This window comes from Methanobrevibacter sp. UBA417, from assembly GCF_002508845.1.
GTDB lineage: Archaea > Methanobacteriota > Methanobacteria > Methanobacteriales > Methanobacteriaceae > Methanobrevibacter_A > Methanobrevibacter_A acididurans.
Genome location: NZ_DAZC01000030.1, coordinates 26,965 through 39,150, shown reverse-complemented (window position 1 = coordinate 39,150; position 12,186 = coordinate 26,965). Strand labels below are relative to the sequence as shown.

13 protein-coding genes and 1 pseudogene are annotated in these 12,186 nt (G+C 26.3%); 2 read left to right on the top strand and 12 right to left on the bottom strand.

All coding sequences use genetic code 11. The features are described from left to right. A pseudogene (locus BP769_RS06775) lies at nucleotides 1-291 on the top strand (hypothetical protein); the annotation flags it as partial. A 20-nt stretch (nucleotides 292-311) separates the two neighbouring features. On the opposite strand, the gene BP769_RS06770 reads toward BP769_RS06775, so the two are convergent. The 12 genes from BP769_RS06770 to BP769_RS06715 all read right to left on the bottom strand — a co-directional run bounded on the left by BP769_RS06770 (nucleotide 312) and on the right by BP769_RS06715 (nucleotide 11,342). Further along, nucleotides 312-1,646 (bottom strand): DNA primase, encoded by a 1,335-nt coding sequence (locus BP769_RS06770; RefSeq protein ID WP_413862334.1) that lies wholly within the window; start codon nucleotides 1,644-1,646, stop codon nucleotides 312-314. 25 nt (nucleotides 1,647-1,671) lie between these two features. Continuing rightward, a complete protein-coding gene (gene cobM / locus BP769_RS06765; RefSeq protein ID WP_413862333.1) occupies nucleotides 1,672-2,436 on the bottom strand; it encodes a precorrin-4 C(11)-methyltransferase in 765 nt (254 codons plus the stop codon). Nucleotides 2,437-2,617: 181 nt separating this feature from the next. Then, a complete protein-coding gene (locus BP769_RS06760) occupies nucleotides 2,618-3,376 on the bottom strand; it encodes an ABC transporter ATP-binding protein (RefSeq protein WP_409198790.1) in 759 nt (252 codons plus the stop codon). 46 nt (nucleotides 3,377-3,422) lie between these two features. Then, nucleotides 3,423-4,166: an ABC transporter permease gene (locus tag BP769_RS06755; RefSeq protein WP_413862331.1), complete on the bottom strand. Its 744-nt coding sequence runs from the start codon at nucleotides 4,164-4,166 to the stop codon at nucleotides 3,423-3,425. A gap of 255 nt (nucleotides 4,167-4,421) precedes the next feature. Further along, complete coding sequence (locus BP769_RS06750; protein ID WP_413862329.1) at nucleotides 4,422-5,387, bottom strand: ABC transporter substrate-binding protein; 966 nt, start codon at nucleotides 5,385-5,387, stop codon at nucleotides 4,422-4,424. Nucleotides 5,388-5,782: 395 nt separating this feature from the next. Beyond that, on the bottom strand, nucleotides 5,783-6,196 hold the full coding sequence (locus BP769_RS06745) for a transposase (RefSeq protein WP_413825809.1): 414 nt from the start codon (nucleotides 6,194-6,196) through the stop codon (nucleotides 5,783-5,785). A 121-nt stretch (nucleotides 6,197-6,317) separates the two neighbouring features. After that, complete coding sequence (locus BP769_RS06740; RefSeq protein ID WP_409198786.1) at nucleotides 6,318-7,340, bottom strand: adenylosuccinate synthetase; 1,023 nt, start codon at nucleotides 7,338-7,340, stop codon at nucleotides 6,318-6,320. Between the two features lie 163 nt (nucleotides 7,341-7,503). Then, nucleotides 7,504-8,016, bottom strand: a complete 513-nt coding sequence (locus BP769_RS06735) for a hypothetical protein (RefSeq protein WP_413862327.1) — start codon at nucleotides 8,014-8,016, stop codon at nucleotides 7,504-7,506. 53 nt (nucleotides 8,017-8,069) lie between these two features. After that, a complete protein-coding gene (locus BP769_RS06730; protein ID WP_409198784.1) occupies nucleotides 8,070-8,726 on the bottom strand; it encodes a hypothetical protein in 657 nt (218 codons plus the stop codon). A 4-nt stretch (nucleotides 8,727-8,730) separates the two neighbouring features. After that, nucleotides 8,731-9,360, bottom strand: a complete 630-nt coding sequence (locus BP769_RS06725; protein ID WP_413825814.1) for a DUF6891 domain-containing protein — start codon at nucleotides 9,358-9,360, stop codon at nucleotides 8,731-8,733. Nucleotides 9,361-9,397: 37 nt separating this feature from the next. Further along, a complete protein-coding gene (locus tag BP769_RS06720) occupies nucleotides 9,398-10,078 on the bottom strand; it encodes a DUF6882 domain-containing protein (protein ID WP_413862325.1) in 681 nt (226 codons plus the stop codon). 28 nt (nucleotides 10,079-10,106) lie between these two features. Next, nucleotides 10,107-11,342: an LL-diaminopimelate aminotransferase gene (locus tag BP769_RS06715; RefSeq protein ID WP_409198781.1), complete on the bottom strand. Its 1,236-nt coding sequence runs from the start codon at nucleotides 11,340-11,342 to the stop codon at nucleotides 10,107-10,109. Between the two features lie 226 nt (nucleotides 11,343-11,568). On the opposite strand from BP769_RS06715, the gene BP769_RS06710 reads away from it, so the two are divergent. Then, a partial coding sequence (locus BP769_RS06710; RefSeq protein ID WP_413825816.1) for a hypothetical protein occupies nucleotides 11,569-12,186 on the top strand: 618 nt, incomplete at its 3' end.

Here is a 12,186-nt window from a genome sequence, read left to right as displayed (position 1 = left end):
AATTTAAATTATGTTGAAATTTTTACTATAGAAGCGGAAGATGAACTATTTCTTCCAGAAAAATTCTTTAACGAAGAGGAATATGAAAAATTCTTGAAATATGTGGATAGAAAAAAGGATAAATATTCTCCAGATTTATTAAGTGAATTTTGTGAAAAAGAGGATATTGATGAAGAAGAACGTAAAATTAATATTTTAGCAGATTGCATAGAAGAGTATAAATTCATGAATTATAATGATTGGGAAAACAGTATAATTCAAAATTATAACAATGAATGTGATAATTACTAAAAAAGCATGACTTTCTTTCATTAATTCTTTTTTTCTTCTTCTTTTATTTTACCTTCCCTAATTAATCTATTTTTTTTAATACCATAACAACTTAAAGGATTATTAATTTTTTTACAATCTTTATCAGATTTACATAATTGAGGAAGGTGCATCTTTATTTTTTCACAACTCATTGGAGTATACCATTTAGTTTCACCTTCATGATTTAAATCAGGACTATCATGCATACCAAATCCTAGTTTAGAAATAATATTAATCTTTTCTTGGGGTTGATCTTCAAATAATGGAGGAGTACAATTATCTGCAGCTTCATAAATTAAAGGTAAAATTTCATTTTCAGTAATAACCAAATTTTTATCTATATCAGATACTTTCACACCACCTTCACTTGCAAAAATACCAGGATATAGGCGAGCATAAGATACAAAACTAGTTAAAAGTAAAACAATAGCATCATTACGACCACCAGAAGATACTCCATTTACAGTATTATATATGCAAGGCGGAAATGCTTCTCTAATTAATTTTCCTATTTTAAAATTACTTGCATTAGCATAAAAAGTACTATATTTAGTCATTTCTTCAGAAATAGTTTTTTCTACATCAGCACCTAATTTTTCAATATTAGAATGGATAGTTACAAAAGAAGATTTTTCTTTAATCATTTTAATATAATTCTCAGTATTTAACATTACCATATTAGAAACTATTTGTTCTTTAAGACTTTCACCAACTAACATATCATACATGCTTTCAGGCCGTCTATTATGAAATTTATCACTATAAACATCCAAAAAATCTTCTTTACTTAAAATTATTTCTCCATTGTTTATACATAAATTAGTCAAAGCTAAATTACGATTATTAATAATATCTTTTAATATAGTCCATCTTGAACCCTGTGTTATGGATAGTTGTTTTAAAATTGAATCGACCATATCTTGTCTTTCATTAGTTAACAAACGATTTAACCTATCAAGAATTAATAATCCTTCTGATTCAATGAAGAGTTTAGTCTCTCTAGAACTTATATTAAATTTAGTAGCTACTGCTTGTGCCAACATATGAAACGCAATTACATCAAATTTCAATATATCATTATTAAAAAGGTAAGAATAATCTGAAAGTTTATAATTTTTATTATTTTTACGTTCAATATACCAATTAATTCTTTTTACCGCTAAATCTCCAATACTTATAGGCACATGACTCGGTTCTAAATTTTGATTTGAACTACGGTTTATAGTATCCACTAAGTCATTGTTATATTCAAATGTTTCATTTAAATTACTATTTTGTGAAACAATTTTTAAACTTTCATCAGATAAGGGATTTATATATGGTATTAAAGTCATTTTAAATTTTTTTCCTTAAATTTGGTTACTTTTTACTGCCACGATATTCATGTGCAAATGTTGCATCATAAAGTTTAGAATCATTAAAATTTATAGGATTTAAAACTTCCCCTACAATAATCATTGCAGTTTTTGTAATATTAGCTTGTTTTACTTTAATTGCAATGTCTTTTAAAGTTCCTTTAACAATTTCTTGGTCTGGCCATGTGGCTTTTTTAACTACTGCAACAGGTGTGTCAATTGGATAATTTTTAGATAATTCTTTCACTACTTTATCAATCATACCCACACCTAAGAATATGCACATTGTAGCATGATGAGATGCTAAACTTTCTAATGATTCATCTTTAGGTTTAGGTGTCCTTCCTTCAGGTCTTGTTATTATAACTGTTTGAGAAATTTCAGGTAAAGTTAATTCTTTTTCTAATGCAGCAGCTGAACCAAATACTGAACTAACTCCAGGAATAAGTTCATATTCAATACTTTTTTCCTTTAATAATCTGATTTGTTCTGCAATAGCACCATAAATACTTGGATCTCCAGTATGTACCCTTGCAACCAATTTATTTTCATTTGTTGCTTTTTCCATTATTGTTATTATTTCATTTAAGTTTAATTCAGCACTATTAAAAACTTTTGCATTAGATTTACGGTTATCTAATACTTTTTTATTTACTAATGAACCTGCATATATTATGCAATCTGCTTTTTGTATAGTTTGATATCCACGAACTGTTATTAAATCTGGAGCTCCAGGACCTGCACCAATAAATATTACTTTTCCTGTCATTAAAATCACTGTTTAAAATATTATAACTAGAATAATTAATCCATAAATCAGTTAAATAAAAATTATTTTAATTAATTAAATCATTTATAAAATAGGATTAGATTTTTTTAACTAATAAAAGTATATACTAAAAAAAGAATTTCAAATTAAAAAAAATAAAAAAATAAAAAAAAATATATAGTCATTCCATATCATGAACACCAAGAGATTCCATTACTTCCTCCTGAATTTTTAAAAATTCAGTAGATTCTCTCTTTCGAGGACGTTCCAAATCAATAGAAACTATATCTTTAACACGCCCAGGATTTTTATCCATAACAACAACTTTATCTGCCAAAAAGACCGCTTCATCAACATCATGAGTAACAAAAACAATTGTAGTATCAAATCTTTTCCAAACACCAATTAATTGTTCTTGTAAAGTATGTCTAGTTTGCATATCTAAAGCAGAAAATGGTTCATCCATTAATTGAACAGGAGTATGATTTAATAAAGATCTAATAATAGCTACTCTTTGTTTCATACCCCCAGATAATTGATAAGGATAACTATTTTGAAAATCTTCTAAACCTACTCTTTGAAGATATCTTTTAGCAGATTCCAAATTTTCTTCCTTTTTATCAGGATAACACATATTCAATCCAAAAACAACATTATCCAATACAGTCATCCAAGGAAACAATGAGTACTGTTGAAAAATAAAACCTCTATCACGTGAAGGACCTTTAATTAAACCAGCACTATCATTAACTTCCCCAGAATCAGGTTCATCTAATCCTGCAATAATACGTAAAAGAGTAGTTTTACCACATCCAGAAGGACCCAATAAACAGATAAATTCCCTATCTTTTATATCAAGATTAATATTATCTAAAACATGGAGAATATCACCATCTTCTTGTTTAAAAGATTTATTTACATTTTTTACTTGAATTACCAAAATATTATTCCCCTATAAAATTTATTTTAATGAAATATTATTCATTCTACCAAAATATTTGATCTTGAACTTTTCTAAATACATAATCAAATATTATTCCGATAATACCAATAGTTAACATTCCCACTACAGTTGTTCCAGTATCAAATAAGTTTGTAGATGTTAAAATTAAATAACCTAAACCACTACTTGATCCTATCATTTCTGCAGAAATTGTACACATTAAAGCAATACTTACACCAACTTTTAACCCAGAAACTATGTAAGGAACTGCTGAAGGTAAAATTATACGGCGTAAAACATTCCAACGATTAGCACCAAGAGTTTGAGCTGCTTCAACAAGAACTTTAGGAGTTCTTTTAACACCATCTAAGGTATAAACAAGAATTGGGAAAACACAACCCATGAAGATAATGAATACTGCAGGAACGGTACCTATTCCAAACCATAAAATACTGAAAGGAATCCAAGCAACAGGAGGTATAGGACGTAATATACTTATAATAACACTACAAAAATCTTCTAATGTTTCACTACTTCCAAGCACAACACCTAAAGGTATAGCTACTATAGATGCAAGTATTAAACCTAAAAATACTTTAAATAATGTATCAATAGTATCTTGTAATAACTTTCCATTAATAATTGCAGTAAAAGCTGATTGGCAAACTTCTATAGGCCCAGGTAAAACATAAGGTGTTATTAAGCCTAAGCCATCTGTTATTGCATACCAGAATATTAATACTATTACAGGCAATAATATTGGAATTATAATTTTCTTTTTATTCATTAAATCATCAATAATAATTTTTTTAAAAATTTTATAATATACGAATATAACTTAGCTCTTTTTAATATTTAAAAGTAATTAATAAATGAAACTCTTACAAAATTCTTTAAATTAAATTTTAATTAAAAAAAATAAAATAACAGAAATTTAACTCAAATAAAACCTAAAAAATTAAAAAATTAGTTAAATTAATTTAAACTTTATATTATAAAGCAAGTAATAAAATTAAAAATTAAAAAAGTAAAAATTATGATATTATTTAGTACTATTAGTACCATTAATATCATAGAAAATTTGATTATCAGTCAATTTTTGTTTTAATAATCCCATTTGAACTTCAATATCCATGAAAGATCTTACACTATCTTTATAATCAGAACTTAATCCACTTATAAAGTGAAGTTTATTTAAAGATTGTTTTTCAACAGTAGAATTAGCTACTATATCAGAAGGTAGTAATTCTGCAGATTTATCCACATTAGAATTAATATAATTAGTTTCATTTGCATGGATTTCAACTATCTTTTTAAGTTCATCTGGATGGTTATTAATAAAATCATCACTTGCTGTAACTACACAACATGGGTGGTTAGGTAAAATATTACTAGAATCTGCAATTTCTTTCCCATAACCTTGACTTGTTGCCATAGTTACATAAGGTTCATAAGTCATCATAGCATCAATTTTACCAGTTTTAATAGCATCATTCATACTTGGTACTTTCATTGCAGATATTTTAACATCACTTTCATTCATACCATTTTTTTGAAGAGCATATTTAAGTAACATATTTTGTATTGAAGCTTCACCTGGAGTACCTACAGTTTTACCTTTAAGATCTTTAATACTAGTTATACTAGAATTTGAACTCACTACAAGTCCACTACCTTCAGTTTGAACTGCTGATACTATTTTTACAGGAACACCTTTTTGAATACTAGATAACACTGGAGTGATTCCAACATAACCAACATCAACTTCCCCACTTGCCATAGCAGTCATTAAATCTCCACCATTGTTGAATTGTACAAGATTAGTTTTAATACCTTCAGCTTGGTATTTATCTTGAGCATCTGCAACAAATAATGCAGCATCATGATCAGATGGTAAGTAACCAATATTTACAGTTCCATCATCTTGGGAGTTCATATAAAAATAAGCTCCAAAAACTGCAATTATTGCAATTATAATAATAGCTACAATTATAGTCTTTTTATTCAATTATATCACCAAAAATTTTTTAAAATAATGAGAGAGAAATTAAATTTTTTAAAAAAATTAAATTTTTACATAAAATCATTATTAATATATTATAATAAAACATTAGATATATAATAGTTTTGATAAAAAAATTTAGTGTAATCTTAATATTACAATTACATAAGCATATGATAATAAAATACTTTAAAAAAGATAAAATAGTATTAGTTAATATAATAGTGCAAAATAATATATTTTTTTATTATATAAATCAAATTATAAATATATTTTATTATTAAAAGAAAGAACATTAATTTAAAAAAAGATTGAAAGACAAATACTAAAATAAATTAAAAAAAGACAAATATACAATATCAAATATAGTTTAAGGCATAAAATAATAATGACTAATAAGCTTACATCTTCTTTTCAATATCATTATTAATTTCTTTTTCATTATGATAAAATTCAGGATTATCAAATAATTTATCCCTAAATAATTTAGTTATGCGACTAATACACTGTCTACTATAACCAGTTTCCGCAACTAACTCTTTTACGGTTTTAATATTCATATTAAATAAGATATACAACATGACGCCTAAAGGGATTTTACTTTTATAAAAAAAGGTTCCACTAAAATCATTAAAATTATTTCCACATTTTTTACAAGAGTATCTACGAACTCTCCCCTGAATTCCTCGATTATTAATATCATAGGATTTACACTTAGGACAGTAAACTCCATGAACCCAACGTATGCTCCTAAAAAAAGCCATTGCAATTTTTTCATCAGGCAAATTAACTTCAGGATTAATAACACCCTTCATGATTATACTATAAATATACATTATTAATAAATTTTATGTAATATCATAATAACATTACAAAAAAATTTTATTAAATAAAAAAAATTAAAATATAAAAAATAGATTCATAAAATTTATAAATCTATAATAATTCACTTCTTAAATCAATAGTATCAACTAAATCCGGACCAGTACTAATAATAGTTACAGGAACACCAGTTTCAGTTTCAATTTGATCAATGAAATCTTTAGTTTCAGCAGATAAAGTACCATAATCTTGTGTACGTGCACAATCAGGATATAATCTATCAACACAAGTTAAAGCAATTTGAGTAGCACCATTAATTCTACAAGATTCCTTAGCTAACTCAAAATCAAAAAGACCTACTCTTCTACGACGACCAGTAACAGTACCATATTCTTCAATATCCATCTCTTCAGCTTTATTCTGATTTATTTCAGTTGAAAATGGTCCTTCACCAACACGAGTAATATAAGCTTTAAAAACATTGATAACTTCATCAATTTTTGTTGGACCTACACCTACATCTGCAGCAAAAGTACTAGCAGTAGTATCTTTACTAGTTACAAAAGGATAAGTTCCATAGTATAATGAAAGTCCAAAACCTTGAGAACCTTCAATAAAAACATCTTCACCAGCATCAATATTATCATTACATGCTACAGAAACATCGGTCAAATAATCTTGAAGTTCTGGAACATCTTTAGCCATGTCAGCTATTCTTAAAACACGATCACTATTTGCTGGACCACATCCTGAACCAGTACTGCCAATCTTTTTAAATAAATGTTCTGAACCACGATCACGATCACGATCTTCTTTAGTTATCATACTACAACGAGGATCAACAAGAGTTCTACTTTTAACATCAAACTTATCTAAATATTCTAATTCATGGAAAAATACTTCAGGATCCACTAAGACACCAGCACCAATAAGAAGTTGAGCATCTCTTTGAACAAAACCAGAAGGAATTAATCTTAAACCATATTTTTCTCCATTTAAAACAACAGAGTGACCCGCATTTGGACCTACACCTGCACGAGCTATAACTTTCGGTTTATCGTTATCACAAAGGTAAGTAATACATTTACCTTTACCTTCATCTCCCCAAGCTCCACCGACTAATATACTACAAGTCATTATTTAAATCTCCTAAAAAAAATTTTATGATAAAAAAAATTTTTTTAAATATCTTAATAAATTCATAAATCTTAAATGATAATCAATTACATTAACATATAATTATAATTAATACACCAAACAATTAATATATTTTTAAACCTTTATAAAATTAACCTAAAAATTATGCAATTTTCAATATGTCTAAAAGAATTTGAAGATACTTATACCTATCATATTTCCATTCTTCATTATATCCTAAGAATTCATCTAAAACTAAATGATTCATTTGACGAAGAACTGCTAATTGAACAATATTCTTAACATCAGCATCAATTTTTCCTTCTAAAATTAATTGACCAAAAGCTGTTGCAATAATTGTAACATCAAGCATGATTAAATCTTCATCAAAACTTTTATCTTTAATAATTTTAGTTATATTAGAATCTTCAAGAATTTCTTCATTATAATCCTCTAAATTTAAATCCCAACTATTTAAAATCCAATTAAAACACTCAATTAGAGGAGCATTGGGATTATCTTCTCTCCAATCACATAATTCAACAAAAGCCATATAACCTTCATCAGAACCAAAAGGTGCTAATTGATCCACACAATCCCAAAAAAACTCATAATCCGCTATTTCAATAGCTTTGGGGCTTGGAGTTTCACCATAAAAATCATTTGAAACATTCAAATAATTATATCCTTTATCTGTATTTTTCATATTAATCAAAAAAATTATTTTTATTATAAATTAAGGGGGAATTCTTCACATATAGAATCAAAAGAATATTCTTCATTTGTCCCTTTTTTATTCCAATAATCTAAATAGTACAAACACCATTTATTAGATAAATTTTTTATATCTTCACCAGTTAACTGCTCAAAATCATTGAAAAAATGAATATTATTACCTCCTACTGCAATACTTACATTACTAACAGTAAAACATAATAAAAAATCATAACCATTATTACCCTCTTCGTAATTTTCAACAAGTATTTTTTTATTTTCATAAAAATTTGCTATTGCTTTAAGGTAATCCCGATCTTGAAATTTAAATTGATTTTTCACTATTTTTAATGAAAATTCTTTATGAAAATTCATTAGATTATCTTTAAAATTAATTGTATCAGATTTCATTAAATTTTGTAAATCATTTGAAAGTCCTAAAAATTCCACATCTTTAATATCATTATAGAAAATAGCTAGAAAAATATTTTCACCAAATCTTATAGCTATTTCACTACTAGAATCTTCAAATTTATTAGTATCATTTTTGGGATTAAAGATTTGAACATCTTTAAATTCAAAATATAATGCATCATTAGATATTTCAAGCCATGTCCATCGTCCAGCAGTAGATATTATATCTTCAATTAGATTTAATGACTTTTTTTCCATGATATTAATCCTTTAAATTAATTTTTATATAAGTTTCAACGGCTCCTTCCATCCCATAAGTGAAATCTTCATCAAAATGTTTCATCCATTTAAATGGTTTAATACAAATTCTTTCATCAAGACTACCATCCCATTTAACATTTAAATTATTAAATTTTAATGAATCCACAATTTCATTACCAATTTTAAGAGCTAATTTTTTATTTTGTTTATAATCCCCAAAAGTTAAATATAATTCATTATCATTAATACAATCTTCTATATCATAAAAAGAGTAGAAAACAAAACCTTTAGCATCATATTTATTATTTACAAGATGAGTATAAATTTCAAATGCATCATTAACCCCCTCTTCAAAGTCAAATCCTGCATTATGAATAGGGACAATGTTTTTTTTAGTTAAATCTATAAAACTATTATTCAAACTTCTAAAAAATTTAAACTTACAATCTTTCAAATCTTCAATATGTTTTTCTAATTCTTCTTTAACTATTAAATCTATTTGATTAAGATTAACATCTTCATCTAGGAATTGTTCTTCTATTATCTCATTAATTTCTAGAGGAGCATAGAATCCAGATTTAACAAGAAGACTAATTTCATATATTATTTCTTCTTTCAATTCTACATTCATAAACAACTAACCCTTAAATTTGGTACTAATTTATTTTTTATTTCATTGTTTGAATATTAGTAACTTTTCCACGATCTGAAAATCCGACAATAACTCTTTGTTGTCCAGTTTTAGCCATTGAAAAGTCTTCTCTATCTACAAATTCATAACCTTTAAGAATAGTATAACCTTTTAATGCTTTTCTTGCATTTACGGGATAATCTATTTGGAAATCGTTATAATTATGAGAAAACTTATCTAAATCTTCATTAGTAGGTATTTCATCTGAATGAATAGTTACAAATAAAATTAAATCCCCTGCATCAACTGCATAATATGCATCTGCATCAACTAAAGGTGCAACAGTCATAAGTAAAATATGAGCTACATCAATATTAACATTAGTTAAAATGCTGTTAGAAAATTCAGGAATATTATATTCTTCACCAATTTTCTTGATTTTATTTACATCTTCAAGTAAAATTTGTAAAAAACCAACATCATCATTATCCCAAGCCCATGACCATTTTTCTTCTTTTTGTGATAATGATCCTATAATTTGCATTGGAAATTCATTATCTGGAAAAACTAATAATCCATCTTCAAAATTAATCTCGCAATTATTTTCACCTATAACTTCACTTAAATTTTGTTGTCTTTCATAAGCCATTGTACCTGTTTTAGTGAAAATATCATTAAAATCATCTTTTTTTTCTAATATATCTATGCCTTTAACCATTTTATCAAATCCTATAATTCAATTATTTTTAGAAGGATAATTTACTTATTCTATCCATTGCTTCTTTTGTGTTTTCATGTGTATTGAATGCAGTTAATCTAAGATATCCTTCACCACTTGGACCAAATCCAGAACCTGGGGTTCCAACAACATTTGCTTCTTCAAGTAATATATCAAAGAATTTCCATGAATCAACACCTTCTGGAGTTTTAACCCAAACATATGGACTATTAACCCCACCATAAGTGTTTAATCCCATTTTTAAAAAGCTTTCTCTTATAAGTTTAGCATTTTCATTGTAATAAGCAAGATTTTCTTTGATTTCTTTTTGACCTTGTTCTGTGTAAATAGATTCTGCTGCTCGTTGAACTGGATAAGAAACTCCATTGAATTTAGTGGTTTGTCTACGATTCCATAAATCATTTAATTTTACAATTTCTTTATTAGATGCTGTGATTTCAATGTCTTTTGGTACAATAGTATATGCACAACGTGTTCCAGTAAATCCTGCAGTTTTTGAATAACTTCTAAATTCAATTGCAACTTTTTTTGCTCCGGGAATTTCATAAATACTGTGTGGAACATCCTCTTCCTGAATAAAACATTCATAAGCAGCATCAAAAAGAATAATTGCATCATTTTCTATTGCATAATTTACAAATACTGTTAATTGTTCTTTAGTAAGAGTTTCACCAGTTGGATTATTTGGGAAACATAAATATATAATGTCCACAGGTTCTTTTGGAAGTTCTGGGACAAAATCATTTTCTTCAGTGCAAGGTAAATATACAATTCCTTCGAACATTCCATTATCCATTATAGGTCCAGTTCTTCCAGCCATTACATTAGTATCTACATATACTGGATAAACAGGATCAGTTACAGCAATAGTGTTATCTATACCAAAAATTTCTTGTATATTTCCTGTATCACATTTTGCGCCATCACTGATAAAAACTTCATCTAAATCAAAATTGACGCCTAATGGTTTAAATTCATTATCAATAATTGCTTTTTGTAAAAAATCATAACCTTGTTCAGGACCGTAACCATGAAAAGTGTCAGAATGTCCCATTTCTTCAACTGCATCTTTAAAAGCTTTTACAACAGTTTTAGCTAAAGGTTTTGTTACATCACCAATACCCATTTTAATTATATTTTTATCAGGATTTTCTTCCTGATATTTATTAGCACGTCTTTCTACTTCCACAAAAAGGTAACTATTTTGTATTAAAAGATAATTTTCATTAATTTTTACTACCATCTAAATTCATTTCCTATAAAATTTTTTTTAATCTAAAATATAATATTATAATAAATTTGCTTATTATATATACTATATTTAATTATAAATTTTTTTTGTTAAAAAAGTTTCTAAAAAAGTTCCTAAAAAAAATATTTTTTTCTAAAAATAAATAAAATATATATTTTATAATAATTATAATAAAATATAATTATAAATTTATAAAAAATGTGTGAGGAAAAAATAAATGAATTCACTAACAGTAGTTTTACTTTTAATAATAGCAATAATCGGTATTGGCTCTATTGTTTGGGTAAAAAAGTATTACAAAGAAATAGAAACTGAAATGCCAACAAACGGACTCAATACAACTAAATATATAAATAAACTTAAAAATCAAAAAAATAAACTTCCTGAAACTGAAGATATAAGTTCAATGTTTAATTTTAATAAAAAAGAAGAAAAAATTGATTCATATCAACAAACACAAAATATTGAAAATGATGATTCTTTAACAGATTCATTTAAAAATATGTTTACCGGGGAAAATAATAATAATAAAAAAGAATATTCTGCAAAAGACTTAGTTAAAGATACTATTGGTGAACCAACAACAGATTTTAAAAACAAAATTAGTGAATTCAATGACAATTTAATTAAAAACTCAAATGACAAACCTGCTTCTCTTAAAAAAGGATCAAAATCTACATATAATGAAGTTGAAACAATAACCCCTTTAAAAGAGGAAGAAAAGGAAAAATTCAAAATCGAAGATCCTATTGTTAAAACTAGTTTAAAAATAAATAATGATGACAATCAAAATACTCTCACACAACCCGAAAAAGAAACAAAACCAAAACTAGAA